This is a genomic window from Streptomyces sp. NPDC050287 (assembly GCF_044459385.1).
In the GTDB taxonomy this organism is placed as follows: Bacteria; Actinomycetota; Actinomycetes; order Streptomycetales; family Streptomycetaceae; genus Streptomyces.
The window spans coordinates 1-26,725 of record NZ_JBITIY010000029.1 but is presented as its reverse complement, the minus strand read 5'-3'; the positions used below and the strand labels follow the sequence as shown (position 1 = coordinate 26,725).

Below are 26,725 nucleotides of genomic sequence, written 5' to 3'. Positions count from 1 at the left end.
CGCCTGGCTTCTCCCACGGGTGCCGCAGATCCCGGGCCAGCGGACGTGACCGCCGGGCGCACGGTGCGGCTCAAGGAGAGCGCGGTGGAATCCCGTCTTGCGGGACGGGGGACGAGTCGCCGGGCCAACCGTCGGGACGCGGCCGGCCAGCAGGCCCCGCAGCCGTCGGGCAGCGGCCAGGGTGCAGGGACCGACCACCTTGAAGGCGGAGGACCCGCATGATGGACCCGACCGGGCGTCAGCTCTCGCCTGAGCGACTGCAACAGATCCGACAGCTCGTTGAGGAGAGCCGGCGGCGCCGAGCGGCGCTGTACCGCTTCCGAAGCCGCCGCGGCGCCGTCGCCGAACGCGGCAGTACCCTGGAGGCCGGCCGATCCCGTGGCGGTCCATGCGTCTCCGCCTGCACCGCCAGGGATGAACCGAACGACGCGATGCCCACCGCACCGGTGAACGGCATCGTGGGCACCAAGGCGCGCCACGATGAACTTCACTCTGCGCACCGGTGAGCGCACCGACGATGCAGTTCACTCCCGGCCGCCGCACCAGTGCGCATCACCCCGCGGGCCTCGCCGAAGCCGCTGCCTCAGGCGAACTCGCGCCGACGGCCGGCCGGACCACCGGAAAACGCATCGCCGCCAGCAAGACAGGCCTGCGGGAGCACGGCCTCGACCTGGTCGACACCGTCGTCGCCTTCCACCAGGCGGAGGCGGCCGACCAAGCCGACGGGCAACTCGAAGTCGCCCACCCCACCCCGGCAGGGAACCTGGTGCCCGACGGCGTGGTGCTCCTGGCCGACGGCTCCAGCGCGTTCGTGGAGATCGACCGCACGATGTCCTACGCCCGCCCGGTCGCCGAGTTGGAGCGCTACGACGCCTATCGCAACGCGCCGCCGTCCGGACGCGGGAACGCCGCCCGGGCCCCGCGCAGCCACTGGCAGGAGACCTACGCCGGGCCGTCCCTGGACCGTCCTTTCCCGCCGCTGCTGTTCGTCTTCGCCCCCGCCCCGCGCCGCGCGGCCCCGGCAACGAGGGAAGCGGCCTTCCACAAGCGCGCCCAGCATGTCCACAGCGTGAACTACCGGATCATCGTGGCGACCACGACGCTGGCGTAGCTGACCTTGCAGGGTCCCGATGAGCCGGTGTGGCGCGTGGCCGGGCGCCGTGCGGGGGGAGGACCGCTGCTCTCTGGACGCGTTGCCGAAGGCGCACCGTAAGCGTCGAGCATGGCCTGAGCGAGGTGGTGGCGGCGATCCTTGATGCCGGCGTGAGCCGTCTCGACCAAGTGGGCGCGGGACAGCGGCAACCGCCCTGTCCCGCGACGGCCATCTCCCGGAACGTGTCAGCGGCCTGGCGCTCTTGGCCATCGTGTCTTACCTCCGAAGGGACCCCGGCACACACCGCACCGACCCGCAAGGACCAGACCGCCCAGATTGACGTCAGGTTGTACTGATCACCCACTGCGCTGTCGTTCGCGGCCCAGTGCGCCGAGGCGGTTGTTCACCGGTCTGCGGCGGGTGTTGGCCGGGCTGCCGCAGCCCTAGGCCGCCGACGGGCGCCTGGTCCTAGCCGTGGACCTCACCCACTGGCTGCGACCGGACGCGCCGACCAGCTCGGCCCGCTTGGTCTGTCACGTCTACGGCCGCGGCGGACGCTCTTCGGACCAGTTCGTGCCCTGCTGGCCCTACTCCTTCGTCGCCGCGCTGGAGTCCGGCCGGAGCTCGTGGTGCCAGATCCTGGATGCGCTGCGGCTGGGGCCGGCCGACGACATCGCCGAGGTCACCGCCGTCCAGGTCCGCCGGGTCGTCACCGACCTCATCGAGATGGGCCGCTGGAAGCCGGGTGACCGCGACATCCTGGTCGTCTTCGATGCCGGGTACGACGCTCCGCGCATGGCCCATCTCCTGGCCGGGCTACCGGTGGAGGTCCTGGGGCAGATGCGCACGGACCGGGTGATGCGCAAGCCCGTTCCGGTCCCGTGGATCTCTCCGCCGCAGGGAGGACGCCCGCCGAAGCACGGCAAGGAATTCCGCTTCGCCAAGCCGGACTCATGGGGCCATCCCGACGCGGAGACCGTGCAGGTCACAGACCGCTACGGTACCGCTCGCGTGATGGCCTGGGAGCGCATCCACCCCCCGGTTGACCACTCGTTCGGCATGGACCGACCACACCGGCGAACTCCCGGTCATCGAGGGCACGTTGATTCGTCTGGAAGTCGACCGTCTGCCCGGCGGCCACGATCCGCTGCCGGTCCGGCTGTGGTCGTCGGTGACCGGCCTGGCGGGTGAAGACGTCGATCTGCGATGGCAGGCGTTCTTGCGCAGGTTCGATCTTGAGCACACCTTTCGGATGATCAAGCAGACGCTGGGCTGGACCCGTCCAATGCTCCGCACGCCCGCGGCGGCGGACCGGTGGACCTGGCTGATCATCGCCGCACACACCCAACTCCGCCTCGCCCGGCCCCTGGTCGCCGATCTCCGTCGTCCTTGGGAGAAGCCGGCCGAGCCCGGCCGGCTCACCCCGGCCCGGGTCCGCCGGGGGTTCAGGAACCTCCGCCCGAACTTGCCCTGTCCGGCCCGTGCGCCGAAACCCAACCGGCCCGGCCCCGGACGCCCGCCCGGCTCGAAGAACCGGCGCCCCGCCACCCACTACGACGTGGGCAAAACGACCAGACGCCCCACCACCATCGTCGAACGTGACCAGGCCAGACCATAAAGAAGAAGAGTGCGTGTTTTCGAACGCCTTCACAGCTGAGCTAGGCGGTCCGCTCTGCCCGGCTGGGTTGCCGCCCAGGCTGCGGCGACCAAGGGGCGGTGTACGTCGGCCCGTCGGATGCAGACGCCGATGGCGAGCTGATCTGGTACGGATGGGGCGGTCACCTGGCGAAGTCTGGCGCGGAGTCCGCCGTGTTGCAGGACAAGATCGGGGACGATCCCCGTGCCGTAGCCCAGAGCGACCAGGGTGAGCAGCGCTTCATGGCCGTCGGTCTCGGCAGCGATGTGCGGACGGATACCCAGGTCTCGGAACCACTGGTCTGCGGCAGCGCGCACGAGTCCCTGCCGTGGCAGGACGAAGGGCTCCGCCGCGGCGGTGAACTCCTCGTCGGCCAGCGCGGGACCGGCCTGGACGAGGACGAGCGGGGTCTGTGTGATCTGCCGGGCGAGCACGGTGGCGGGAATCCGGGCTGGGAGGGCTGCGACGGCAAGGTCGGCCTCGCCCTGGTCGAGCAGGGCAAGGGCGGCTGCGGCGTCACCGGTGCGTAGGGAGATGCTCACGCGCGGGTGAGCGTCGCGCAGGGGGGTCAGCAGGTCGGGCAGGAGGGTGTGGCATGCGGTGACGGAGGCGAACACCCGCAGGTGTCCACTGAGGTCGTCGTCCGTTGCACCGTCGCTGCGGTAGCGGGCCCATAGGTCCAGGGCTTCGGCTGCGTATTGGCGGAAGGCGCGGCCGTGCGTGGTCAGGCATACCCCGTGAGGACCGCGGTCGAGGAGGCGATGTCCGGTGGCGGCCTCGAGCCGCTGCACGGTCCGGGACAGTGTGGCGGGGCTGACGTGGCAGTCAGCCGCGGTGCGGGTGAAGCTGAGTGTCTCCGCGAGGTGGAGGAAGAGCCGGTACTGGTCGTGGTCCTGCACCTTTCACCTTTCGCAATGCCGCGGTACTTAAGTTGCCGTTGCCGTAAGTCCTGCGGGGAGCCTACAAACGGTGCATGCCACGAAGCGACACCACACATCCCCGTCCTGCCTGGTACTTCTCCGAATATGCGCCGGTCGGCATCGACCTGGGCAGCAAGGCCGCAGTCGCTGCCTATGACCGCAACCAGGGCACTGACCCGCAAGCTGACGACGCGCTGCTGGACCGTTTGGGCGTCACCGAAGGCACCCAACTCGTCGATCTCGCGTGCGGTACCGGCTCACTGGCTGTCCAGGCCGCACGGCGCGGGGCCGTCGCGCACGGTGTGGATATTTCCGAGGAAATGCTGGCTTTCGCCAAGGCGCGGGCCGATCGGTTCGGTGTTGCACCGCAATGGCACCACGCCGGCTTTCTCGACTACACCCACCAGGGCCCTCTCGTCGACGTGGTGACTACGAAGTCGGCCCTGCACCAGCTCCCGGACTTCTGGAAGCAGCAGGCCCTGCTCAACGCAGCCGGGATGCTCCGTCCCGGCGGGGCCCTCTACTTGTGGGATGTGATCTTCAGTTTCGAGCCCTCCAGCGCAGAGACACACCTGCAGCAGTGGATCGATACAGCTGGCCGCCCGGACGGCGAGGGCTTCACCAAGGCCGACTTCGAAGCCCATGTCCGAGAGGAGTTCTCCACCTACACCTGGATCGTCGAGGGCATGCTGGAACGAGCCGGGTTCGACATCGTCTCCCGCGCCTTTCCCCGTCCCACTCATGCAGAGTTCTGCTGCCGCCGCCGATAGCCACTGACACCAGGCCTCGTTCGGCTGGCCAGAGACTCAAGCATCGGCCGGCGCCGGTTTCCTCGGCCACCTGGGGGTGGCGCCTTTCCGGGCAAGGCGCCTGGTCATGCGCGTTCCGGCCAAGGCGCGCGGCTATTTCCGGTCGCTGCACATGTCAGGCTCAAGTTCTCCTCAGAATGGTGGTCAAGAATGGTGGTCAATTGGTTGTCGCGTTCATTGCGTGACCCTAGTGTCTAGGTGCTTGATCGCCACGGGGGCGGTCCACCGAACGGGTGTGTCATGGGCATGGGTTAGGGCGCTTGCTGACCAGCGCTGCAACGGCTCTGCTTCTCGGTCTCTCCACTGCGGGTACAGCTGCCGCCGATGATGCCCACCGACGACGACGGTGCGGTATCGGCTGCTGAGACGCCGGACATCAACGACAGACCGGGATGGGAGGACGACGAGGACAAGCCGCTCTCCGAGTGGGGCCGACCGCGTGCGAACACCCGACCACGTAGTACAGCATCACTGGGATGCGTCCGCGCGGTGCGGCGCTGACCTGCTCGTCGTGGCTCTGACGACCGGTGGCCATGAACGTGTCGGCGCCGTGTTCTTCCTTGCGGTCGGCCGCGGCCGCGAGGTTCGCCTCGGAGCAGTACCCTGCGTCGACCAGCGCCTGCTTGGGATGGGTACCGGTGTTCGCGGCGGACTGGTCGAGCATCATGGTGTAGTTCAGCACGTCCGAGGGGTTCGTCGTCACATCTGCGGCGGTGACGATCTGGTGCGCGCCGTCCACGACGGCCTGGGCGTTGTAGGCCTGGATGTAGGCCCCGTCGCTGTTCTTCACGATCCGGGAGTCCGGGTCGGTGAAGTTGGCCTGCGCCTTGTCCATCGGCCGCGCAAGCTCGGCGGCCTTGTCTCGGGCGGCCTGCAGGGCGTCGGGATTGTCGCCGGCACCGGACCGCCCCTGGCGTCGGCGTTCCTTGTCCTCGGCGTGGCGCCGAGCCCGCTCGGCGGCCTCGGCCTCGATCTGCGCGCGAGCGGCCCGCATCTTCGCCAGGCGCTTCTCCCGCCGGTCCAGCTCGCCGGGCAGATCGGTGTCCTTGCCACCGCAGCCGAACTTCTCAGCCTCGGCGGCGGCCGCGTCGGCCAGCAGTGCGGCCGCAGCGGCTTCGAGTTCTGCAATCTCCGCCTCGACGTGCTGCTCCTTGTCGACCAAGCGGGCGTAGCTCATCGCCTTGTGGTTTGAGGCACTGGCCTCGAGCTTCGTGCCGTCCAACGCCACCCTGACCATCAGACGCGGGTCATACGGCGGGACCCCGCACTTCTCGGCGCAGGCCGCCAGGATCGGGGCCAGGTCCAGGACCTCGTCGACCAACTCGGCGACGAACCGCGCCAGATGATCCTGCGGCAACCACTCAGTCCAGCGACGGCGGCAGCAACATCATCTGATCGGGGACGAACACCCGGAACGTCTTCTTCACCGGCACCGTCGGCGCGGTCTGCGGCTCCACCACCGTCGCCGTATCCACCTCGAACAGGCCGTCCCCGCCAGACATACCAGGATTCTTCCATATGGAAGATCACGAACAGGAGGCGGCGTCGGGCTCAACTGCCTGATTGACCGCCAATGTCCGCGGCCAGCGCCGCGTAGATGTACTCGCTGCCCCAGCGATCCCCGTCGAGGTCGTTCTCGACCAGGTGCGCCTCCCGGCGCATCCCGAGGCGCTCACAGACCCGCACAGACCCGGTGTTCTCCACATCCAGCCGTGCGTAGAGCCGGTGCACGCCCAGCGTGCCGAAGGCAAACCCGGCCAGCGCCGCGGCCGCCTCGGTCGCGTAGCCGTGCCCCTGGTGACGTGGATCGAGAGTCCAGCCGATCTCGGCCTGGGCGGCGCGGGCATCAGCCAGGGCGAGGCTCACCTCGCCAAGGACGCCGGGCTCATCGCGTCGGCAGACAGCGAGCGCCAGCTTGTCCCCGTCGGCGCGCCAGGCCGTCTGCGCAGCGCGCTCGGCGGCAACCTGCTCGCTGCGCTCACGCGTGTGCGCCGGCCGGTACAAGTAGCGCGCCACGCTCGGCAGGCTCTGGTAGGCGTACAGGTCGTCGGCGTCGCCGGGAGTGAACAGACGCAGCGACAACCGGGGCGTGGTCAACGGCAGCAGCGAGGCGACGTCCATGCGGACCTCCGGGACGCGGATTTGGATCAGGAACTGATCGTCGCATCACGACTGACGGGCAGCCACACCTTTTCAACAGCAGCACCCGACAGCCCCACTCCACCACGGGGCATGGCATTCCAGGAGTTGTTTACTGACCCACGCTCCTAGCTCGGGGGAGTTGGTCGCCGGGGAGGCGGGACGGCTCGCAGGAGCTCCCACAGTGGGCGTGAGCCGGACGCCCACGCCGCCAGGGTCTGGCGGTCCACGACGTGCAGTCGCTGTTGCTTGGCGAACGCGACGGCCGGTGCGGGACCCGTCCGTTCGTCACGATGACGGCGACGTCGGCTGCGTGGACCTGCCGGGCGGTGCCGTTGAGGACCTGCAGATCCGGCGTGCCCACCGCAGAGCCGCGGGCGCCGTTGCGGCGGTGCTTGCACTGGATCACCCAGCGCCGCCCGAACGGGTCGGTTGCCTTCACATCGGCCCCCAGGTCGCCGCCCCCGCCGACTCGCTGAGCGTCCCTGCAGCCGTCCCGGCGCATCAGGTCGCGTACCGCGTCCTCGAACCGGGCATGGTGCAGTGCGTCCAGTTGCGGCAGCCCGTAGCGCAGGGCTTGCGCGCGGACGGCCTCCCACCGGGCCTGCTGCTGCCGGTTGTACCACCAGCCGAGGCCCGCCAGCACCGCGAGCCCGCCGGCGATGACGAGCAGCCACCAGTGCGCCAGCAGCCAGTTGACCACTCCCACGATCAGGCTGACGATCAGGACCGCAGCGACCGCCAGGCCGATCAGCTGCGCCTGTGCCTGCTGCTGCCGCCTGCTCCGACGGCCAGGGCGCCGCCGCGCCGGCCGCCTCGATCGTCGCGGCGTCACCGGGCACCGTCGGTGACACCTCGGGTTTGCGCTGCCGGGCCAGCCACTTGCCGATGTTCGTACCGTGGACCGGTGACCCCAGGCAGAACCTCCGCCTGGCCCTCTTCGTCGGCCACCAGCGCACGCAGCGCGGCGTAGTGCCGCTGCCACTCCGCCGCCCACGACGCCTCACGCGGCAGCCCTCCGACGGACAGATCCCCGACGCCGGATGGTCCTCGCCTGGGCGTAGCTACCGTTGTGCTCGGTCGGTGTCCTGGCTGGCGGCGCGGTACTCGCTTGGAGTCATGCCGGTTGCGGCGCGGAAGGATCGGGTGAAATCGGATGGCCTCGGGTACCCCCAGCGCATCGCGATGGCGGCGATGGGGACGGCGCGCTGGGCAGGGTCGGCCAGGTCTCGTCGGCAGCGGGCGAGGCGTTGCTGCCGGATGACGTCGCTGACTGCGGTGCCGTGCTGCTGGAAGATGCGGTGCAGGTAGCGCGTGGAGATGAAGTGTGCTGCGGCTATCGCGCGGGGTGTGAGGTGGGGATCGCCCAGGTGGGTGGCGATGTGGGCGCTGATCTGCTCGAACAGTGCACGCTGCCGTGAGCCAGTGGGAAGCAGTGTCTGCCGGTCAGCATGGTGGGCGAGCAGGACAGTTGCGAGATCGACCGCTGTGGCGCCCAGCCGGATGCTGTCCCTGGAGGTGAGATCAGCGTGCGTATCGGTGAGAGCGGTCAGCAGCTGGCTCAGGAGCCGCCCAACCCCTGACCGCCCGTCAAGCGCCGCTCCGCACAACGGCGCTACGACCTTCTCCGGCAGCGGTAGCAGGTGCCGGGGGAGCTGTAACAGCAGCGTTCGGCTCACTTCGGATGGCGGGCCCGCTGACGCGGTGAACGGCCGTGAACTGTCGTACAGAAGCAGGTCGCCGGGACCGAGCGCGGCGTACGTCCGGGCCTGTTCAATGCTGTGCTGTCCCGCCAGGGTCAGCGAGAGCTGGTACATCTCGCGATCAGACTGCCGGATGAGCTTCGGGGTGCGTTGGGATGACATCGACGTATAGGACACCACCGACAGCTGGGACGGCCCCAGCGCCATGGTTTGGATCCGGGCCTGTATCGGGTCGGGTCCACGGAAACTGACGTGGGTGGAGATCAGGGCCCGCCCCTTGGTCTCCACCCAGACCGCCGCCCGTTCGGCGGGCGGCAGGTCAGCAGTGTCCAGCACAGTGGTCAGCATGACGTCCCCCCCGAGTGATGCCGCCTGGTGACGCGGCGCGGACGGGGACTGCCCATCCACCCGCGCCGACACACGAGCATCGCCGGTAGGCGCTGACGTCGAACAGTGCGTTGTACGCCAAGTTGAGTGCGCTGCCTGCTCACGACGCCACCGGTGCCATGGCGGAATGCTGCATGGCGTACGCGACCACCCACTACAACCGCTGATGCGAAAGGGGACTTGCATGTTCAACCCCACCCGCCGGACGACTGTGCGGCAGCTTCTCGTGGCCGCTGGGGTGCTCACCGCCGTAGCGCTGTCCACGGCCCCGTCGAACGCTGCGCAGCCTGCAATACAGTCCGCGCCATCTGACTGTCCCAAGGGTTACTTCTGCGGCTACAAGAAGAGCAACTTCCAAGAGCTCGGATTCCGGTACAAGGACTGCTACAAGCAGGAAATTCCCGACGGCATGGGTAGTGGAGGTTCCTGGTACAACAACCAGACACCAGGCACGCAGACGGGGTTCTACGACAAGTATGGGAACTTCCTTTCCGCGACCGACGGCGCCCCCGACTCGGACGCCCACGGAAGCTGGGGCCCCGTCTGGTACGTCAAGAACTGGTGCTGAGTACCTCGGGGATCGTTCACAGAGTGACCGATCCCCGAACGCTCGCGTAAAGCTCCTATTTCGGACCAACGGCCTTTGAGCTACCGACGGAATTCGGTGCCGACCTGCCGAAACGAGGCCTCTGGCCTGCGGGGATCCCGCGCTGGTCCGTGCAGAATCCCGGTGAACTTCTGGCCGTCGGCTGTCGCTGGTTCGGTGCTCTGGAGAGGTTCCCGGAGTGGAACCCGTCCGTCAGCTTACGGACGCTTGGGCACAACCTTCCGGTGTTCTGGCGTGTCCACGTAGTTGTGCTGACGATACGCAGAACATGGCGGACAGCGGCGGCCGCCGCTTTCGCGACCGCCGCCTTGGCGGTCGCAACCCCGGCCGCGCACGCCGCCGCGACGACGCTCGTCCTGGATGCCCAGGAGAACTACTACCTCCCCACCGAGGGCGAGGGCCCGAACCTGGACCTCGGCATCACCGCCTCGGGCGGGGACGCCCATGACGTCTCGGTCGCGGTCGACGCGTCGTCCCTCGCCGGGAAGGCGACGATGGTGGTGACGGGGGACTGCGTGAGCACCGGCACCCTGAAGGTGAGGTGCGACGTGGGCCCGCTGTCGGGCAGGGAGTCGATCGACCCGTTCTTCCTGAAGGCCACCACGGTCGCCAAGGCGGGCGACACCGGTGCCATCACCTACACCGCTACCGCCTCCGACGCGGCCACCGTGACGGGGAAGACGGACGTCCTGGTCGGCGGGCCGAAGCTCGTCCCCCGCCCCTACCCGGCGCTGAAGGGCATCGCGCCCGGCGCCGTCTTCGAGCGCACCCCGGCCTTCGCCAACACCGGCACAGCCCCCGCCGGCAAGGGCGTCATGCTGCTGGTGCAGGACTCAGAAGGCGTCTCTCTCACCCGTGACCACTCCAACTGCCACTACTCGGACCAGCCCGACGTCGGCGCCTGGTGCCGGTTCGACACCCCGGTCGCGCCCGGCGCGGCCTACGAGACGGACGCGCCGCTGCGCTACACCGCCTCCAAGGACAGGATGTACGGCTACAACACCTACGTCGTGTGGCCGGTCGGCGGCACCGCGCCCGACTCCTTCGACCCGTCCGACTTCCCCGGGACCGGCACCGGCGCGCCGCTCGGCCTGAAGTCCGTCGCCTCCGGCTCCGGATTCACCGGTTCCGGGTACGGCATCTTTGCCACCACCCGGCACGCCGACTACCAGGCGCTCGGTGACACGGTCGAGGGCAAGGTCGGCGAGACGGTGAGCATCACCGTGGGCGTGCGGAACAACGGGCCGGGCCGGATGGGCTTCCGGTGGATGGACGCCGACAACTCCGGCACGTTCGTGGTGACCCCGCCCGCCGGCACCACCATCACCGGCGCCCCCGGCCCCGGCGAGCAGGGCGACCCCGGGCCGCTGTGGAACTGCACACCGGGCAAGGCCGGCGCGAAGAGCTACACCTGCGACATCGGCAGCACGGACTTCGGGCCGGGCGACTTTGTGACCCAGGAGTTCACGGTGCGGATCGACCGGGTCGTCCCCGGCGCGCGGGGCACCGTGCGGGCGGTGGAGAGCCCCAAGTACCCCAATCGTGACGAGAATGCGGCGAACGACACCGCGGCGATCGCGGTGAAGGCCAACGGCTCGGCGACGTCCAGCCCGTCGGCCACGGCCACCGCGAGCCCGTCCGGCTCCGGGGCGGGAACCAGGAGCGGGACGACGACTGGGGGTGGGCTGGCCGCCACGGGCGCGGACGGAGTCCTGCTGCGGGCGGGTACTGCCGTCCTGCTGGTGGCGGGCGGCGCGCTGGTGTTCCTGGCGGCGCGGAGGTCGCGGCCGCGGGGCGGCCGCTGACGCCGCGCCCCGGCGTGGCAGGGCGTCAGCGACCGATGAGGCCGGATGCCCACTGGGCGATGCCCACGACCAAGGGCGTTTGAGGCCCGGCGACGTTCAGCTTGAGTGTTGAGACAGCGAGCCGTGGGCAGACAGGCTGCCCAGAGCCCGGACACATTCCCCAGGCCGTGCCGGGTCCGGGGGCAGCTGCCGGGGGTAGATCCCGGGGATGGCGAAGAAGAAGAGGACGAAGCCGGGCTCCTTGGCCAGGCCGGTACGACTGACACGCAAGCAGCTGCTGGACGGTGTGCCCGGGCCTGACGGCGTGCGGATCGGGTTCGCTGCACCGGGGGAGGCGGGCACCATGACGACCCTGCTGAAGGCGGCCGCCGACGATCTGGAGACCGGTCACCTCGAAGCACTCGCCCGTGGACAGTGCGGGACGTGGCTGCTGAACGCCCTTGACGGCGCCGACCTGGGAGAACTGCTTGTGAGGGCAGCGGCAGCCGGGGACCTTCAGCGGGCGGCGGGCGAGCTGTCCTTGCCGCTGGTCGCCAGGGACAGCCGGGACCAGGTCGTCGGTGCGCTGCTCGGTGTGCCCTCGGGCACGGTCATCTCCGGGCTCGCCCGGCTGCCTGGCAGCAAGCAGGACGTCCTGCTGTCGATCCTGACGTACGCGAAGATCAAAGCGGTGGCCGTAACCGAGGACGCCCGTCGACACGGGATCGGCGCGGCACTGCTCACGGGCAGCCCGCTTCACCTTGGAGCAGGACCGGGCCTGACCTTCTTCCACCGGTGGCTGCCGCAAGAGGCGTGAAGGGGGTGCTGAACCTGACTGGCCCGGAAGCCCTCAGACGGACCGCCGGCGCCTGCTGACTCGGGCTCGGACACGCCCTCGTGCCCGGCGGAGAAGAAATCCCCGGGGTACGACGTAGGAGTTGAGGGGTTGTTGGACGCCGGAAAACGGGCACCATCAGGCCTGGGTCGGACACGCCCCGGCATCCCCGGGACTGCGTGGTTCAACGACTGCGCCATGACGGCGTCACAGTGCGACAACACCGCCCCCGACCGGGCCGACAACCCCGCCGACATCCTCTCCGACAGGCGCCCGTCCGCCCCTGGGGCCGGTCTGCAAACAGGCAGGTCAACCACGCCATTCCGGCCGCGCGCGACTGCCGGCACCCGGTGCCCCGCGGTTCAAGCGGCTGATCACTGAACATGAGTTGCATCTGTTCTTCTCACTAGCTCGCGACGAGCTGAAGTGGGCGGCCGAGGCGACGGACAGCGGCGGGACAGCAGGCATCCGGTCAGCGCGGCGGCGAGGCCGGCCAGCCCGGCCGCCGCGAAGCCGCCCGCTGGCACGGAGACGTCGACTGCCACCCCGACGATCGGGGATCCGAGCGCGAAACCCGCACTCTGCGCCGAGGATTGCAGACCTGTGGCTTCACCCCGCACGCCGGCCGGCGCCAGTCGGCTCACCGCGTCGGCCACTGCGGAAAGGGTCGGCGCGGCGAGAAACCCGGTGCCGACAACGGCCACGCACAACCAGGGCCAGTCGTGGGCAAGCCCTGCGGGAATCGTCACGAGCCCGAGCAAGCCGAGCAGCAACCAGGTGGGCAGCGACCGGGACAGCGCGCCGTAGATCAGCCCGCCGGCGACAGAGGTCACGCCGAGCACGGCCACGACCAGGGCGGCCCAGGACACCTGATCTGCTTCTTCGAGCGTGGCAACGATGGCGAGGTCGACGCCGCTGAGCAGCGTGGCAGTACCGAACGCCATCGTCAGTACGGCAATCATGCCGATGTCCAGCCACTCCCGTCGCGCGGGCCGTCCGTCTGCGCCGGCATCCGCCTCGTCCTCGGCACGCAGCGGCGGGTTGAGCAAGGCGATCCCGGTTCCGCCGGCCACGATCGCGGCGCCGACCCCCCACGCCGCCACACCGGGGGACACCTTCGCGGCGCACAGGATCACGACCGCCGGGCCCACCATGTATGACAGCTCGCCCTGCACCGACTCCAGCGCGAACGCGGCCCGGCGCTGTTCCGCCGTCGTCATCGCGGCGATCGCCTGCCTGGTCACCGGCTGGCCCGGCACCATCAGCAGACCCGCCGCAAAGGCGGCGCCCAGCAGGATCCCGTACGGCAGGATCGGCACGCTCAGCCAGAACATGAGCTGTACTACGACAGTCACCAGCAGCACGGTACGCAGGCCCCGCCGATCGATCATGCGGCCAAGCAGCGGCCCGCCCAGCGCCAGCCCGGTGGTCAGAGCCGCCGCGACACTGCCGGCTGCCGCGTAGCTCATATTCAGGCTCAGAACGACATACATCGTCAGTGCCATCACGTCAGCCGTGATCGCGGTACGGGCAAGAAAGGAAACTCCCAACAGCGATGCCATCCCTGGCACGGCGAGTATCTGTCGGTATCCGGTCACTCACCTGACGCTAGATCCTCCGTCAGGCCATAGGTAGTGGTTCATTTGCTGCGACTGACATAATGAATTCTTATGGCTAGGGATCTTGAAACCGCATTGCTGAGGTCCTTCGTGACCATCGTGCAGGCGGGCAGCATCAGCCGCGCCGCAACCACGCTCGGACATACCCAGCCCGCGCTCAGCCAGCAGGTGCGCAAGCTCGAGAGGGCCATCGGCCGTCCACTGCTTCACCGATCACCGTCCGGTGTCTCGCTGACCCGGGCGGGCGAGGAGCTCCTGCCGTATGCCGAGCGCATTCTCTCGCTCTCCGCGCAGGCACTCACCGAGACGGGGCGCACGCTCACCGGCCGCTGCGGCGTCGGGCTGCTCGAAGACCTCGCCGCCTCCCAGCTTCCGCAGGCTCTCGCCGACCTCGCCCGGCTGCACCCCGGCGCAACCCTGGAGGTGCTCAGCATGTCCAACGCCGCGATGCGGGAGGCCTACGACACGGGCCGCGTCCAACTCGTGCTCAACGAGGTGCCGGCCATTCCCGGACCGCCGCGCTGGACCGCACGCCGCCCGCTGGTCTGGGCAATCGGCCAGGGCGTGGACGTGACTGCCGATCCGCTGCCGGTGGTGCTGTTCTCGAACACGTGCTCCTGGCGTACGTCGGTGCTGGAAACCATGGAACGCGCCGATCGGCCCTGGCGGGTGGCCTTCGAAAGCAACAGCCTGGTCAGTGTGCTTGCCGCGGTACGGGCCGGGCTCGGCGTCGCGGCGCTCATGCCCACGAACCTTGAACCGGCCATGGCCTGCCACGACGCGGACGCCCTACCCGCCCTGCCGGACGTCGAGCTCGGCCTCGCGCGACACCCACGATCCGAAGGTGATCCGCTGATCGATGCCGTTGAGACCGTGCTACGACGGATGATCTGAGACGTTCAGTAACAGATGCGTGTAGACCCTGCGCATCCTCCGGATGGCTACATCCTCAGGCTGGAGGCGTAATCAGGTCACCTGACCTATCGCACCCCCGGCTACGGGTGAGGCTGAGGCTGACCGGCTTGCGTGGCCGCGGCTGTGGAGTCGTAGGCAGTTCGGGCCTGGGCGATGGAACCACGATGCCGCTCCGCCCATTCCACGAGGCCGGTGAGGTAGGAGTGCTGGTTCAAGGTGAGCATCCGTCGGCTGATGCCTTCGATGGAGCGTTCCAGCTCGGTGAACCTGACGGGGCCTTGTGCGGCAGCGACCAGGATGCTGATGCCTTCCTCGCCGCGGCCGGATTCGCGCTGACCGCCCTGGTCATTGGCACCGGCTTGCTCAAGGCGGCTCCGCCCGTAAGCATGGAGCAACAAGGCATGGCGTCTTCTGAAGAAAACGCGCCTGTCTCCTGACCAGCATTGGTCAGCCCGGTCGCGGGACCTTCCCAGCGTGTGCTGTCGCCCAGACAGAAGTTCTTAGCTTGACGTTTAAGGTCCGGCGTCGAACGCGGCTCGAACTTGACCAGAGTTTTCACAGTTCAGCGGACGTGGGAACGGCCTCGCCTGATCCTGTGCTCCGTCACAGAGGCAGAGGAATCAACACGAAAGCCGTGGTCGTGAGTCTGGGGTATCAGGGCGTCCTGCGGGATGCGTTCACGGAAGTGTCATGCTTCCGGACGGAGTTGTACTCGTGCCTGACCGCTCGGGCTGACGCACTGTTTGAGTTGTGCGACGCGTTGTTGTGCACAGGTGGACCGGTGCGGACGCTGGTGGACCTGGCGCTCGCGCCGGAACACCGCCGAGGCCACGGGCTCTCCATGGCCGCCTCAACCAGGGACGAATCGACTTCGCCCGGCTGCGTCGTGCGCTGGCCTCGATCCCGTTACCCAGGGCTGCAGACGGTCGAATCGTGCTGGCTGCGGACGTCTCCCCGTGGCTGCGGCCGGGCGCAACACCTGCCCTGACCGGTCCTTCTGCCACACCCTTGGCCGGGGCGAGGGCAAGCACCAGATGGTGCCGGGCTGGCTGTACTCGATCGTGGCCGCGCCGGAGACAGGCCGCACGTCCTGGACGGCAGTGCTGGACGCGGTCCGGCTGGAGCCCGGCGCTGATGTCGCCGCAGTGACCACGGTCCAGCTCCGCGAGCTGGTCGAGCGGCTCGTCGCCGCCGGCCAGTGGAAGCCGGGCGACCCGGAGGTCCTGGTCGTGCTGGACGCCGGATACGACGCACCCGGATCGCCTACCTGCTCAGCGATCTGCCCGTCGAGATCCTCGGCCGACTCCGCTCAGACCGTGCCATGCGGACGGCCGACACCGCCGCGGGTCTACGACCGCAAGGGCGGCCGGCCGCCCAAGCACGGCGGAGAGTTCGTCTTCGGCGATCGAGTCACCTGGGGCAGCGAGCACGCCGTGACGGTCACGGACACCCGCCTCTATGGGAAGGCGACCGCACAAGCGTGGGACCTGCTGCACCCGCGACTGACCCGCCGGGCAGCCTGGCTCAACCACGACGGACCACTGCCCATCATCGAAGGCACCGTCATCCGCCTGGCCGTGGAGAAGCTGCCCGGCGGCGGGGCGAACAAGCCGGTCTGGCTGTGGTGGTCAGGCACCGGCGCCACCACGGACGACGTGGACCGGTGCTGGCAGTCCTTCCTCCGCCGCTTCGACCTGGAGCACACGTTCCGCCTGTTCAAGCAGACACTCGGGTGGACGAAACCTCAGCTTCGCAGTCCTGAGGCGGCCGACCCGTGGACATGGCTGGTGATCGCCGCCTATGCCCAGCCCCGGCTCGCCCGTCCGCTCACCGCAGACCTGCGGCGGCCCTGGGGGAAGCCGGCCGAACCGAACAGACTCACACCCGCCTGCGTGCGGCGGCGGTTCAGGCACCTCCTTACGAAGACCGGCTCCCCAGCCGATGCACCCAAACCGACGCGTCCCGGTCCCGGGCGGCCGCCCGGCTCGAAGAACCGCCGCCCGGCCGTCCGTCACGATGTGGGCCGGGTCCTCGCCACGGGCGAGGCACATACTCGCCCGTCGCACCACAAGAGCGGGACAAAGCCTCGGCGAACTGCATAAAGCAACAGCTCAGAGCACAGGTGAGACGTCGGCAGGGCTTCTCCTCGCAGAATGAGCCACATGGCCGCAGACAAGGACACAGCGTTCACACTGCCGCGAGGCGCCACGGGCTTCTTCCAGCCGAAGGACGGGCTACTACCGGAAACCGACCAGCGGACGTTCCGGGCAGCGCTGTATGCAGCCGCTCGGGCGGCCAAAGGCCAGGTGGGCGAGATAGAGGACCAGACGTACCCCCGTACGTTCCACACCGCGACGATCACCGAGGGCACACGCGAGTGCGTCATCCTGTGTCACGCCTACCACCCCTGGATCGCATTCGCTCAGGAACGCCGCGACTGGTACACCGAGGAGTTCCTCGCACCGCCACCGTGGGCCCATACCTTTGCCGACCTCGGGTATGTCGTGCTTGATCGCGCGCAGCTCACTCTGCCACTCTCGGACATCGACACCTCGGTCCTGACCCAGGGCGAGTGGCGGGAAGTTCGCTTGTACGGCATCTCGACATTGGGCGGGGTGCTCCGACGTCCTGGTGGTGGAGGCGGTGTCGACGGCTCGGCCGTGTCGGTGCCCGGACTGCCGGAAGCAGGCAAGGCGCGTGCACAGTTCATACCAACGCAGCCTCGACGAGCGGCCGTTAGCCTCGCGGCGGGTTTCGGTCCGCCTCCGGGTGCGCCGGTACTTCTGCGACCGCAAGAGGTTTCCCCGGAAGACGTTCGTCGAGCAGGTACCGGGTCTGACCGTGCGGCACCGCCGGTCGAGCACTGGGCTGACGGGGTGGCTGCGGTCGATCGCGGCGGAGCTGGGCGGCCGTCCAGCGGCATGCCTCTGCCACGCCTGCGGCTGACCGCGGGCCGCACCCGGCTGCTCAGGCTGCTGGCACCTGCTGCAGAACCTGTCCGCCGCGGTGGAGAAGACCTGCCACCAGCACCGCAACTGCCTACGCAAACACGTCGAGCAGGAGACGGAGAAGCCGACCGTGCCGGAACCGCTCCCCATGGAACTGCCGGTGCTGGAACTGCCCCGCACCCAGATCATCGAGCGCACACGGCACCGCTTCGAGGACGTCCACCGCCTGGTGGAAAAGGGGCTGGACGATCAGCGCCATCGGCCGCCGTCTGAACCTGGACCGCAAGACCGTACGCCGTTTCCGCGACACCAATCTCGACGAACTGGTGGCCTCTGCTCGGGACCGCCGCCCCAACGGCGTGCTGGAGCCATTCAAGGCATATCTCAATGCCCGCTTCACCGAGACCCAGGGCCAGGTCAGCGGCACCCGCCTGTTCCTGGGGATTCACGAGCGCGGTTACCGGGGCAGCCGCCAGGTGGTCCGCGAACACCTCGCCGCACTACGGGCGGGCACCGCCGAACCGGTCGGGGCCGACATTCCCAGTCCACGCAAGATCACAAAGCGAGCCATGTACTGCCGAGCCTCGTTCGAGCTCCTCCGGGCCCGCATCCTCACCCAACCATGACCTTCTCGGGACTGCGATTCGTTCTGACCGGCGGTTGTGCGATGGTCACGGCCGAGGTGTGATCGGGCCCCGCCTCAAAGAGGCCACGCTTCGCGGAGACCCGATCACGACCATTCCGGTTGACCAGGCGATGAGTTTCGATGCGAAAGACGGTCTTCTTGGGCGGACGCGCTCGACGCGGCGTGGCAGTAGGGCGCCCGCCGCCCAGCCCCGGAATCGTGCGTCTGCACTTGACCAAGCCTGTTGACGAGTAAGGAGACCCCAGCGTGGACGACATCGTGGTTCAGGAAATCGTCCGGCCCGAGCGCGTGGTGTCGGGCCCGTGGCTGGAGGTGATCGCTTCGAACCTCGACTACCACCGTGCGACCTTCCTGTCGAAGTGTAAGGGCCTGTCGGAGGCCGAGCTGCGGCAACGGCCCGTGCAGTCATCAGCGTTGACCCTGCTGGGGCTCATGCGCCATCTGCAGGGGGTCGAGCGGACTTGGTTCCAGCGGACGCTGGCGGCCACAACCCCTCAGTTCTTCCCCTATCAGACCTACGTCACCGTTGCCGGTGACGAGTGGTACGACGAGTCGGACCCTACGCCGGCCGGGGACGTCTACGAGGACTATCTGAAAGCGTGCGAGGAGTCGCGGCAGGTGTTCGCACGAGTGACCGACGACCCCGCACGCCTCGTGCCGAACCCGGAATTCGGCGACACCGATGTCCGGTTCATCCTCGAGCACGTGATCGAGGAGTACGCCCGCCACGTCGGCCACGCGGACCTCCTCCGCGAAGCCATCGACGGTGCCGTCGGCGAGTAACTCGCCCTCTCGCCACCATGCGTCGAGAGCCGACATCACGACGAAGTCGGCACAGACTGTGTCCAGCTGGATGTCGTAGGGGGCGATGGGCCTGTGGCGTAGCCATCACGCATCCGCGGCCAGAGCCGATAGGGCTGTCGGTCCAGCTCGGGCACACCGTCACCGAAGCCTCCGAGGGCGGCAACGTGGTGGTCATTGCCGACACAGTCGTACCGGACCGGTAAATGAAGCGGCACGTGAGACGTGGACCAGGACGACGCCCCGCGCCCGGTGATCCGGCCCGTTGGGACTGGGGCGGCGACAGCCCCTGACGGTCTGCCACTCGGTCGGGTGAAGACACGACAGCGGTGGAACTCTCCCGGGGTGACCGGGCCTAGCCTCGCGCTTTCACGAGATGGGCTGTCCGACGGGTGGTCAGGAAAGCAGAAAGTGCCTCTGACCAGCAAGAATGAGGATTGTCGAGGTCCTTGTTCCTGCCACCGCCGGAGGCACTTCCCAGGTGAAGCGCTCTATCGGGTCCTATCCCCGTGTCCGCGTCCAGGACGAGGGCCGCCAGGTCGTCTCCCACGCCGGGTCGGTCCTGCTCGTCGAAACGGTCCGTAAGACCGGTCTTGACCAGGCCATATCCCGGGCTCTGGCTCCATGGCGCAAACCGCGGGCCGTCCACGATCCCGGCAAGGCCCTCCTGGACGTCGCCCTGGCGGTCGCACTGGGCGGGGACTGCCTCGCGGACGTCGCGATGCTGCGGTGTGAGCCGGCCGTCTTCGGCCCGGTCGCCTCCGACCCGACGATCTCCCGCCTGATCGACACCCTCGCCGCCTCCGGTGAGAAGGCCCTGCAGGCCATCCGGTCCGCACGTTCCGAAGTCCGCAACCGGGTGTGGTCGTTGGCCGGCGAGAACGCCTCGGACGCCGACGGCCAGGTCACCGTCGATCTCGACGGCGTCCTCGTGATCGCCCACTCCGATAAGGAGGACGCGGCCGCGACCTGGAAGAAGACCTACGGCCATCACCCTCTGACTGCCTTCGTCGACCACGGACCGGGCGGAACCGGTGAGCCCGTCGCTGCCCTCCTGCGACCCGGGAACGCGGGTTCCAACACGGCAGCCGACCACATCACCACCGCCCAGCTGGCCCTGGCCCAACTGCCGAAGAAGTACCGGCGAGGGCGGCAGACGCTGATCCGAACGGACTCCGCCGGCGGCACCCACGACTTCGTGTCCTGGCTCGCCAGACGAGGACGATGGCTGTCCTACTCGGTCGGCATGGTGATCACCGAAGCGGTCCACGAACACGTGCTGAAGGTCCCCGCGTCAGCCTGGACGGCGGCCGTCGAGACCGACGGTGAGGCCCGTGACGGGGCCTGGGTCGCCGAGCTCACCGGCAAGCTCCTGGACAGCTGGCCCAAGGGCATGCGACTGATCGTCCGAAAGGCACGGCCCCATCCTGGCGCCCAGTTGAGGATCACGGACGCGGACGGCATCCGGATCACGTGCTTCGCGACCAATACCCCTGACCGGCCGATCGCCGAGCTCGAGCTCCGTCACTGGCTGCGAGCCCGGGCCGAGGACCGGATCCGGGCCGCCCGGGCCACCGGCCTGCGCAACCTGCCCCTCCACACAACAGCCCAGAACAAGGTCTGGCTCGAGATCGTCCAGATCGCCCTCGACCTCCTGGCCTGGATGCCCATGCTCGCCCTCACCGGCAAAGCCCGCCTCTGGGAACCTCGCCGCCTGCGATTCCGCCTGCTCTCCGCGGCCGGCCAACTCGTCACCACCGGCCGCCGCAGGATTCTCCGCCTCGCCAAGCATTGGCCCTGGACCGGCGAGATCACCGCCGCCCTCGCACGGCTCGCGCTCCTGCCAAACCCCGGCCGACCCACGACGTCCACCGTCCCGACGACAACATCACCCGCCCCGGGCAGTGGAATCCGGCGCCCACCCGACGCGACAGCCGGGCCGCCGACCTGCCCACCATCAGCTCCGGAAAGCGAAAGGGTCCACCGACTCCGTCGGCGGACCCTCACGAAAGATCGAGGCGAACTACCGGTACTGATCTTTGATTACGGGGCTTGACGCGAGTGGCGCGAGTTCGAGGCCCGTTCCGGCCAGAAATCCGATGAGGAGTTCGGGATGGCGCTGGATGTAGCGCAAGGCTCGCTTCGCGGCCCGGTGGAGCTCGTCGATCGAACGGAACGCCCGGTTTGCGATCTTCTCCTTGGCGTGGGCCCAGAGCAGCTCGACGGGGTTCAACTCCGGTGCGTAGGAGGGAAGCTGGACGATGGTGAGCCAGTCCTGTTGCTGTGCGTACTGCTTCACGTGCTTGCTGATGTGGCTGGAGTAGTTGTCCCAGATGACGGTGACCGGGCCGTCCAGGCGGCGGTGCAGCAGGGCCAGGAAGCGCGGGAAGTCCTTCTTCGTGCAGCCGCCCGACGGCTTGATCGCATAGATCATCCGGGGCTCCTCGCCGTCCTTGAAGCAGACCCACGCGACCATGCTGATCTTGCCGTTGTGCTTCCCGGACAGCCGTAGCACCGGTGTCTGCCCGGCCTTGCCCCAGGTGCGGCGGACCGGCCCGTTCAGCCAGGCTCCGGCCTCGTCCTCGAAGCAGACCCACCCGCCTGCGGCGGTGACCTGCGCGGATGGGAAGCCGCCGGCCACGTCTCCGTGCGCCATGCGGCAATCGCCTCCTCGTTGCGTTCCACGGCCCGCACCTTGGGCACCTGCCACGACCAGCCCAGGCGATCCAACAGCCGCCACACCCCGGAGATCTCGTACGAGACCTGGAACCGCTCCTCGATCAGCACCCCGACCCGGGCCAGCGTCCACCGCTGGTCCTCCCACCCGTACGCCGTCGGCCCCGACCGCAGAAGGTCTTGCAGCTCCCGCTCCTGAGCATCGCTCAAGTACGCGTTGTTCCCCGTCCTTTTGGACCGGAGCGCCTCCACACCGCCATCGCGCCAGGCCCGGTGCCACAGACTCGCCGCCTGCCGGGTCACCCAGAGCGCCTCCGCGACCTTCACGGGCCGCATCCCTTGTTCGAATAGATCCGCCGCCTGCAGCCGACGCCGTTCCAGCTCAACTGGGCTCAACGACCGGCGAGTTCGAGTCCCCCTGTATCCGTTATGCCGCACATGCATCGGTCGACAAACCGGACGTCAAAGATCAGTACACGCCCGAACGACCCCTGCTGAATCCCGTCGCTGACAGTTATTGAAATACGGGCCCAGGCCGGCGAGATGGACTGGCAGGAGTACCGCGCGCTCATCGAGGCCGCGTACGCCGAGCCGGCGCTGCGGGGGTCTACCCGTTCACCAGCCACTGGACGCTGCGCTTCTCCACCAGCACTCGCCCGCGCCTCACCGTCGTCCCGCTGTGCCTGGATGCCTATCGGCAGAAGCCCTACACCGTCAGTACCCACTACATGGACAAGGTCCTCGCCGAGGCCACGACGGCGGCGGACGCCGTGTCAACAGCCTTGCGTCATCTACCTTCTGGCCTTGGTCCTGTCACGCCCGGGAGGGACTGAACAGGCCGGGCTCGGGCTCGGTGGGTATGCCGCGGTCGACGAGTCGCTCGTCCGGGCGAGGACCCCCACCAGGCGCACGGGCGCACGTGATGCCCGTCCCGGCGGAGCCGCGGCAGACGGGTGCCCCGGGCGGTGATGCGGTTCCGCACCACCGCCCGGGGCTGGTCGAGGGGCTACCGGGGTCGCCCGTTGTGCCGGTTCAGGAGACGGAGAAATTACTGAAGGATGCGGTGCCGGGCGTCCCGCCGTGTGCGTTGAAGAACATCCCCGCGTCCTGCGTGCTGTTCGCTCCGCTCAGGGTCGCGGTGCCGACGGTGGTCCATGTGGTGCCGTTGGCGGAGTAGGAGCCGGTGACCGACGTGCCGCTCCTCACCAGTCGGAGCCAGACCGGGGAGACGGTGGCGCTTCCGGTCTTGGTGACGGACTGGTCGACCCAGCCGTTGCCGTCGGAGTCCCAGCGCAGGGCGACACCGGCGCCGGGGGTCGCGGCCAGGATGACGTACCCGGCGGACGAGCCGGAGCCGGCGATGCTGTTGCGCAGCATCAGGCCCGCCTTGCCTGAGCCGTTGGTCTTGTCCTGGCTGTCGACGTGGACGGTGACGGTCGAGGACGTTCCCGCGGCGCCCGGCTTGTAGGCGGCTGAGTAGTCGTCGGCCGTTGTCCAGATGTCGCTGCCCGCGTTGGTCAGGGAGGTGACCCCCTGGTGCTGGTCCACCGCGGCCGGGATCGAGTTGTAGGCCTTGTAGGGAGAGGTGACGATCTGCAGGTTGCTGAAGGCAGCGCTGCCGGCGGTGGCGCTGTGGGCGGTGTGGACGAGGCCGGCGTCCTGGGTGGCCGCCATGGATGGCAGGGTCACCGCCGAGCCGATCTGGGTGAAGGTGGATCCGTCGGTGGAGTAGGAGGCCGACACCTGGGTGGCGGTGCGGGTGAGCCGCACCGACACCGGTGCCTTGACCGTGGAGGCCGAGCTGGCGAAGTGGTCGAGATAGCCGTCGCTGTCGGAGTCCCACTGGAAGGTGACGCCGTGGCTCGGGGTCGCCGCCACGATTGCGTATCCGGGCGAGGCGCCGCTGCCGGTGAGGTCGTTGCGCAGGACGACGCCGGCCTTGGCCCACTCGTTGGTGTTGTCCACGTTGTCCACCCGGGCGGTCACCGAGGTGCCGTTGACCGCGGCCCCGTTCTGGAAGACGGTGCCGTAGGCGTCCTCGTGCTCTCCGCCGGCGCCCCACATGTCCGCGCCCGCATCGGTGATGGTGAAGCGGCCGCCACTTTGGCCGGTGGAGCCGGGGGTGGAGGTGTAGGCGCTGTAGGGGGAGGTGACGGGGTCGGTGGTCAGCGGCCTGTAGGTGGGCTGGACACCGGCGTTGTCCATGACCGTCCTGGCGCCGGAGGGCCAGTTGCCGTCAGCGACGACGACCGTCCCGCTCAGCGTGTTGCCGCGCCAGTCGCCGCTCTTGATGTTGGTGGAGGAGGTGGACGTCCAGTTGTCCGTCAGGGTCAGGTCACCGACGTTGTTGTCCGTGCTGGGGTTCTCCTGCGCCCAGCGGCCGATGTTGCGGAAGACGTTGTTGGTGTCGCTGAAGTTCCTGGAGCCCTCGTCGTGGTAGATGGCGTAGAAGCCGCGGTTGCTCTCGCAGAAGTTGCGGTCGATGGTGCTGCCCGGCGAGGCCGACAGGGTGTAGATGCAGCCGCCGTCGTGCCCCGTCTGCATGATGTCGTGGATGTAGTTGTCTGTGATGTGGTTGTCGGCGGCGGTGGTCGGGGTCTGGTAGAGGGGCTGGTAGTTGTACAGGCCCCGCTTCTCGTAGCTCGGGTTGCCGCCGGCGTCGTTGGCGCCCCAGCCGAAGCCGATGTTGATGCCGGAGTAGGGCAGGTTGTACATCTCGTTGTGCGAGATGGTGGTGCCGTTGACGTAGGTGACCAGGAGGCCCGACATATCGCGGTAGTCCAGTGCCACGTCGTGGATCAGGTTGTTGTTCAGCGTGATGTTCTGGTTGGTCATCCGGCTGTCACTGGGGTGGTGTGCGTCGGCCTGGACGCCACCGACGACGATGCTGCCGCCCGCGTCCTGGGCGAAGACGTTGCCGGTCACGGTGATGGTGTGGGCCCCGAGTCCGACGCCGGTGGTGTGTGCGTTCGCGTCGTTGCCTATGCCCAGGCCGTTCTGCCCGAGCTGGGTGAAGCGGTCGCCGGTGAAGGTGATGTGGTCAGCGGCCGAGACCTGGACGCCGGCGGGCATCTGGCTCATGTGGGGGCGGGTCGCCTCGAAGAGCGGGCAGCCGCTCTGGCAGGAGGTCAGCGCGTCCGACGGGCGGTCCCAGGTGCCCTTCAGGTAGGTGCCGGTCTGATGGCTGGCGTAGCCGTCGGTGCTCGGGCCCAGCCAGCTCGCGCCCGAGAACTGCAGCCCGGAGAAGGCGATATGGCTGGCGGGGGCGGAGTAGGTGCCTCCGATATTGACGAGCGAGTGCAGTTCCGGTACCTCGACGTCCGCGGTGCTCATGTCCTGCCCCGCGAGCGGCTTGTAGTACAGGGTGCCGGTGCCGGTGTCGAGGTACCACTCGTTGGCCGCGTCGAGGAACTCGTAGGCGTTCTCGATCCAGAGCGGGCCGTTCGCCCAGGGGTGGGCCATGGTGTCATAGCCGAAGGTGTTGTCGTCCCAGGCGGGCTGATCCATGGTGATAGTGTTGTTGCTGATGCCGGACACCGGTGAGTAGCGGTCTGTGAACGAACCGAGCCCTTCGATCTCGGTACGGCCCGGATTGGCCAGGTTGTTGAGGTAGATCAGCGCGCTGTTGGTGAAGGTGAAGCCGGTGGTGGTCGCGGTCAGGTCGGAGCGGCTGAGCGTGGTGCGGGCCCGTGTCGCCTGGACGCCGTCGACGTAGAGCTGCCGGGTGTCGAACCCGGTTCCCACGTTCGCCTTCCAGATGTTCTTCGCCGAGTCCTGCAGAGTCCAACCGGTGGCCCGCTGGGCCCCGGTGAGGACCGGGTGGGCGCCGGGCGCGGCCTTCCAGGTCACCGTGTTGCCGTTGGTGCCGGAGTCGGCGGATGTGAAGGTGAGCGGTGCCGTCAGCCGGTAGTTGCCATCGGCGAGCTGGACCGTGATGTCACCCGTCATCGAGTCGTTGATCGCCTTGACGGCGGTCTTGGCCTGGGTGATGGAGCAGGGCTGGCTGACGGAGCAGGCGGTGCCCGTGCCGTCCGGAGCGGCGTAGAGCGTGGTGGTGGCCGCGAACGCGGGAACGGCCTGTGTGAGGACGGCCGCGGTGGAAGCCATGAAGAGGGAGGCCGCGGTCAGACACGTTCTGAGTCGGGGAGGCTTGGCGAGGCGGAAGCCGGGTGATCGCATGTGTCACCTTCGGGGGAGTCACAGGGCTTGGGGGGCGTTGGAGAATGTCGGATGGTGTGCGTTTTCGTTGGGCACGGTAGAGCGCGACATCGCTGCGGTCAACGCCCTTGACAGGGATCGGCACTGAAGAGCCCTACGGCCTGACGGTCCATCATTCCTCCGATGAATGCTGCGGCTCACCGCCGGGTAACCCCTCACTACTCCCACGGCGGTGGAGAAGTTTCCGTGCAGCCCTAGACAAGAACCCGATCTGTCGCCGTTAATGCATCCGATGTATACAGGCGGGATTCGTGTCTTGTGGTGGCGTGAGTCGTTGTCTGGTTCGTGGAGACCTTGCGTGATGTGGAGCGGTGGGCGGAGTGGTTCGAGGACTTCTTCGCGTCGCTGGCGAGTCTGTTCTGCCGGGTGGAGCCCCGCCGGACGGCGCGGGCGTACCTGAAGGCGCTGCTGGGTCCGGTGGAGCGGAAGAACTCCTGGCAGATTGCTGCGTACATGGGTGAGCAGGGGCCGGACAAGGTCAAGGACCTTCTGCGCACGACGAGTTGGAGTTGGAGCGTGCTGCGGGATCGGGTGCGCACGTTCGTCGTCGAGCACTTGGGGGTGGCGGATGCGGTCCTGGTCCTGGACGAGACCGCGTTCTTGAAGAAGGGCCGCAAGTCCGTGGGGGTGGCGCCGCAGTACGCGGGGATCACCGGACTGTCAATCCCCTTGAACTGTGGAGTCCTTCCTATGCAGCCAGCCCCATGGTGAGGCCGACCCAGTACTCGCGCTCGTAATCGATGGGGCTCTTGAATCCGCACACGCTGTGTAGCCGACGGGCGTTGTAGAAGTCGGTGATCCAGGTCGCGATCCTGATCCGGGCCTCGGTGCGGGTGCGGAAAGTGTGACGGTGGACGTACTCGACCTTGAGCACGCTGTTGAACGCCTCGCTGACGGCGTTGATGCCCCTATGGATGTCAAGCGGCGCCTCGGGCTGGTCCCGTGTCGTCTGCAGCGGTGTTTGCGGGGGCGATGAGTCGGTAGATCTC

23 protein-coding genes and 5 pseudogenes are annotated in these 26,725 nt (G+C 68.4%); 16 read left to right on the top strand and 12 right to left on the bottom strand.

The window, feature by feature from the left end; genetic code table 11:
* The first annotated feature begins 218 nt into the window (after positions 1-218).
* From ACIBK3_RS45775 to ACIBK3_RS45765, 3 genes and pseudogenes are all read left to right on the top strand, one after another.
* Positions 219-506, top strand: coding sequence for a hypothetical protein (locus tag ACIBK3_RS45775; RefSeq protein WP_399374535.1), 288 nt, complete (start codon positions 219-221; stop codon positions 504-506).
* A complete protein-coding gene (locus ACIBK3_RS45770) occupies positions 503-1,111 on the top strand; it encodes a replication-relaxation family protein (RefSeq protein WP_399374534.1) in 609 nt (202 codons plus the stop codon). The genes ACIBK3_RS45775 and ACIBK3_RS45770 overlap by 4 nt, the downstream gene beginning before the upstream one ends.
* Before the next feature lie 393 nt (positions 1,112-1,504).
* A pseudogene (locus ACIBK3_RS45765) lies at positions 1,505-2,711 on the top strand (NF041680 family putative transposase); the annotation flags it as partial.
* Positions 2,712-2,740: 29 nt separating this feature from the next.
* Here ACIBK3_RS45765 and ilvY read toward each other — a convergent pair.
* Positions 2,741-3,628 carry an HTH-type transcriptional activator IlvY gene (gene ilvY, locus ACIBK3_RS45760; RefSeq protein ID WP_399374532.1) on the bottom strand — a complete coding sequence of 296 codons (888 nt, stop codon included), beginning with the start codon at positions 3,626-3,628 and terminating at the stop codon, positions 2,741-2,743.
* Between the two features lie 74 nt (positions 3,629-3,702).
* Here ilvY and ACIBK3_RS45755 point away from each other — a divergent pair, with 74 nt between their 5' ends.
* Positions 3,703-4,419 carry a class I SAM-dependent methyltransferase gene (locus ACIBK3_RS45755; RefSeq protein WP_399374530.1) on the top strand — a complete coding sequence of 239 codons (717 nt, stop codon included), beginning with the start codon at positions 3,703-3,705 and terminating at the stop codon, positions 4,417-4,419.
* A gap of 511 nt (positions 4,420-4,930) precedes the next feature.
* On the opposite strand, the pseudogene ACIBK3_RS45750 reads toward ACIBK3_RS45755, so the two are convergent.
* From ACIBK3_RS45750 to ACIBK3_RS45735, 4 genes and pseudogenes are all read right to left on the bottom strand, one after another.
* Positions 4,931-5,942 (bottom strand): annotated as a pseudogene (locus tag ACIBK3_RS45750) (transposase); the annotation flags it as partial.
* A gap of 67 nt (positions 5,943-6,009) precedes the next feature.
* Complete coding sequence (locus tag ACIBK3_RS45745) at positions 6,010-6,579, bottom strand: GNAT family N-acetyltransferase (protein ID WP_399374528.1); 570 nt, start codon at positions 6,577-6,579, stop codon at positions 6,010-6,012.
* A gap of 146 nt (positions 6,580-6,725) precedes the next feature.
* Positions 6,726-7,432: pseudogene (locus tag ACIBK3_RS45740) on the bottom strand (restriction endonuclease).
* 229 nt (positions 7,433-7,661) lie between these two features.
* A complete protein-coding gene (locus ACIBK3_RS45735; RefSeq protein WP_399374527.1) occupies positions 7,662-8,648 on the bottom strand; it encodes a helix-turn-helix domain-containing protein in 987 nt (328 codons plus the stop codon).
* A 223-nt stretch (positions 8,649-8,871) separates the two neighbouring features.
* Here ACIBK3_RS45735 and ACIBK3_RS45730 point away from each other — a divergent pair, with 223 nt between their 5' ends.
* From ACIBK3_RS45730 to ACIBK3_RS45720, 3 genes are all read left to right on the top strand, one after another.
* Entirely contained in the window at positions 8,872-9,255 is a 384-nt protein-coding gene (locus ACIBK3_RS45730) for a hypothetical protein (RefSeq protein WP_399374526.1), read from the top strand.
* 347 nt (positions 9,256-9,602) lie between these two features.
* A complete protein-coding gene (locus ACIBK3_RS45725; RefSeq protein ID WP_399374525.1) occupies positions 9,603-11,099 on the top strand; it encodes a hypothetical protein in 1,497 nt (498 codons plus the stop codon).
* 208 nt (positions 11,100-11,307) lie between these two features.
* Complete coding sequence (locus ACIBK3_RS45720; protein ID WP_399374523.1) at positions 11,308-11,895, top strand: N-acetyltransferase; 588 nt, start codon at positions 11,308-11,310, stop codon at positions 11,893-11,895.
* 392 nt (positions 11,896-12,287) lie between these two features.
* Here the strand turns inward: ACIBK3_RS45720 and ACIBK3_RS45715 are convergent, their stop codons facing one another.
* The gene (locus tag ACIBK3_RS45715; protein WP_399374522.1) at positions 12,288-13,511 is read right to left on the bottom strand and encodes an MFS transporter; all 1,224 of its coding nucleotides are present in this window, start codon (positions 13,509-13,511) and stop codon (positions 12,288-12,290) included.
* A gap of 72 nt (positions 13,512-13,583) precedes the next feature.
* Between ACIBK3_RS45715 and ACIBK3_RS45710 the strand changes: the two genes are divergently transcribed.
* Complete coding sequence (locus ACIBK3_RS45710) at positions 13,584-14,426, top strand: LysR family transcriptional regulator (protein ID WP_399374521.1); 843 nt, start codon at positions 13,584-13,586, stop codon at positions 14,424-14,426.
* A gap of 101 nt (positions 14,427-14,527) precedes the next feature.
* On the opposite strand, the pseudogene ACIBK3_RS45705 reads toward ACIBK3_RS45710, so the two are convergent.
* Positions 14,528-14,764 (bottom strand): annotated as a pseudogene (locus ACIBK3_RS45705) (winged helix-turn-helix transcriptional regulator); the annotation flags it as partial.
* 433 nt (positions 14,765-15,197) lie between these two features.
* On the opposite strand from ACIBK3_RS45705, the gene ACIBK3_RS45700 reads away from it, so the two are divergent.
* From ACIBK3_RS45700 to ACIBK3_RS45690, 3 genes are all read left to right on the top strand, one after another.
* Positions 15,198-15,596: a transposase gene (locus ACIBK3_RS45700; protein WP_399374519.1), complete on the top strand. Its 399-nt coding sequence runs from the start codon at positions 15,198-15,200 to the stop codon at positions 15,594-15,596.
* On the top strand, positions 15,593-16,549 hold the full coding sequence (locus ACIBK3_RS45695) for a hypothetical protein (protein ID WP_399374518.1): 957 nt from the start codon (positions 15,593-15,595) through the stop codon (positions 16,547-16,549). Before ACIBK3_RS45700 ends, ACIBK3_RS45695 begins: the two co-directional genes overlap by 4 nt.
* A 529-nt stretch (positions 16,550-17,078) precedes the next feature.
* Positions 17,079-17,393 carry a transposase family protein gene (locus ACIBK3_RS45690; protein ID WP_399374516.1) on the top strand — a complete coding sequence of 105 codons (315 nt, stop codon included), beginning with the start codon at positions 17,079-17,081 and terminating at the stop codon, positions 17,391-17,393.
* A 93-nt stretch (positions 17,394-17,486) separates the two neighbouring features.
* Here the strand turns inward: ACIBK3_RS45690 and ACIBK3_RS45685 are convergent, their stop codons facing one another.
* Positions 17,487-17,654 (bottom strand): hypothetical protein, encoded by a 168-nt coding sequence (locus tag ACIBK3_RS45685; RefSeq protein ID WP_399374515.1) that lies wholly within the window; start codon positions 17,652-17,654, stop codon positions 17,487-17,489.
* Between the two features lie 67 nt (positions 17,655-17,721).
* Between ACIBK3_RS45685 and ACIBK3_RS45680 the strand changes: the two genes are divergently transcribed.
* The 3 genes and pseudogenes from ACIBK3_RS45680 to ACIBK3_RS45670 all read left to right on the top strand — a co-directional run.
* Positions 17,722-18,021 carry a hypothetical protein gene (locus ACIBK3_RS45680; protein ID WP_399374513.1) on the top strand — a complete coding sequence of 100 codons (300 nt, stop codon included), beginning with the start codon at positions 17,722-17,724 and terminating at the stop codon, positions 18,019-18,021.
* 266 nt (positions 18,022-18,287) lie between these two features.
* A complete protein-coding gene (locus ACIBK3_RS45675; RefSeq protein ID WP_399374511.1) occupies positions 18,288-18,824 on the top strand; it encodes a DinB family protein in 537 nt (178 codons plus the stop codon).
* A 499-nt stretch (positions 18,825-19,323) separates the two neighbouring features.
* Positions 19,324-20,697 (top strand): annotated as a pseudogene (locus tag ACIBK3_RS45670) (IS1380 family transposase); the annotation flags it as partial.
* A 168-nt stretch (positions 20,698-20,865) separates the two neighbouring features.
* Here ACIBK3_RS45670 and ACIBK3_RS45665 read toward each other — a convergent pair.
* A complete protein-coding gene (locus tag ACIBK3_RS45665) occupies positions 20,866-21,498 on the bottom strand; it encodes an IS630 family transposase (protein ID WP_399374510.1) in 633 nt (210 codons plus the stop codon).
* The gene (locus ACIBK3_RS45660; protein WP_399374508.1) at positions 21,402-21,962 is read right to left on the bottom strand and encodes a winged helix-turn-helix domain-containing protein; all 561 of its coding nucleotides are present in this window, start codon (positions 21,960-21,962) and stop codon (positions 21,402-21,404) included. Before ACIBK3_RS45660 ends, ACIBK3_RS45665 begins: the two co-directional genes overlap by 97 nt.
* Before the next feature lie 104 nt (positions 21,963-22,066).
* On the opposite strand from ACIBK3_RS45660, the gene ACIBK3_RS45655 reads away from it, so the two are divergent.
* Positions 22,067-22,351, top strand: a complete 285-nt coding sequence (locus ACIBK3_RS45655) for a DUF6193 family natural product biosynthesis protein (RefSeq protein WP_399374544.1) — start codon at positions 22,067-22,069, stop codon at positions 22,349-22,351.
* Between the two features lie 199 nt (positions 22,352-22,550).
* On the opposite strand, the gene ACIBK3_RS45650 is transcribed toward ACIBK3_RS45655, so the two are convergent.
* Positions 22,551-25,625: a right-handed parallel beta-helix repeat-containing protein gene (locus ACIBK3_RS45650; RefSeq protein WP_399374506.1), complete on the bottom strand. Its 3,075-nt coding sequence runs from the start codon at positions 25,623-25,625 to the stop codon at positions 22,551-22,553.
* A 396-nt stretch (positions 25,626-26,021) separates the two neighbouring features.
* Here ACIBK3_RS45650 and ACIBK3_RS45645 point away from each other — a divergent pair, with 396 nt between their 5' ends.
* Positions 26,022-26,447, top strand: coding sequence for a transposase (locus ACIBK3_RS45645; protein ID WP_399374505.1), 426 nt, complete (start codon positions 26,022-26,024; stop codon positions 26,445-26,447).
* Here ACIBK3_RS45645 and ACIBK3_RS45640 read toward each other — a convergent pair.
* The coding region (locus ACIBK3_RS45640) for an integrase core domain-containing protein (protein ID WP_399374504.1) at positions 26,425-26,725 on the bottom strand (301 nt) is incomplete at its 5' end. The two genes, ACIBK3_RS45645 and ACIBK3_RS45640, sit on opposite strands and share 23 nt — an antisense overlap.

Bases quoted from the DNA above. Each gene is read 5' to 3' on its own strand.
- ACIBK3_RS45745 (WP_399374528.1), bottom strand. From the start codon at position 6,579: ATGGACGTCGCCTCGCTGCTGCCGTTGACCACGCCCCGGTTGTCGCTG.
- ACIBK3_RS45755 (WP_399374530.1), top strand. From the start codon at position 3,703: ATGCCACGAAGCGACACCACACATCCCCGTCCTGCCTGGTACTTCTCC.
- ACIBK3_RS45660 (WP_399374508.1), bottom strand. From the start codon at position 21,962: ATGCATGTGCGGCATAACGGATACAGGGGGACTCGAACTCGCCGGTCG.
- ACIBK3_RS45650 (WP_399374506.1), bottom strand. From the start codon at position 25,625: ATGGCTTCCACCGCGGCCGTCCTCACACAGGCCGTTCCCGCGTTCGCG.
- ACIBK3_RS45685 (WP_399374515.1), bottom strand. From the start codon at position 17,654: ATGGCGCTGATCGTCCAGCCCCTTTTCCACCAGGCGGTGGACGTCCTC.
- ACIBK3_RS45730 (WP_399374526.1), top strand. From the start codon at position 8,872: ATGTTCAACCCCACCCGCCGGACGACTGTGCGGCAGCTTCTCGTGGCC.
- ACIBK3_RS45720 (WP_399374523.1), top strand. From the start codon at position 11,308: ATGGCGAAGAAGAAGAGGACGAAGCCGGGCTCCTTGGCCAGGCCGGTA.
- ACIBK3_RS45665 (WP_399374510.1), bottom strand. From the start codon at position 21,498: ATGGCGCACGGAGACGTGGCCGGCGGCTTCCCATCCGCGCAGGTCACC.
- ACIBK3_RS45735 (WP_399374527.1), bottom strand. From the start codon at position 8,648: ATGCTGACCACTGTGCTGGACACTGCTGACCTGCCGCCCGCCGAACGG.
- ACIBK3_RS45710 (WP_399374521.1), top strand. From the start codon at position 13,584: ATGGCTAGGGATCTTGAAACCGCATTGCTGAGGTCCTTCGTGACCATC.
- ACIBK3_RS45775 (WP_399374535.1), top strand. From the start codon at position 219: ATGATGGACCCGACCGGGCGTCAGCTCTCGCCTGAGCGACTGCAACAG.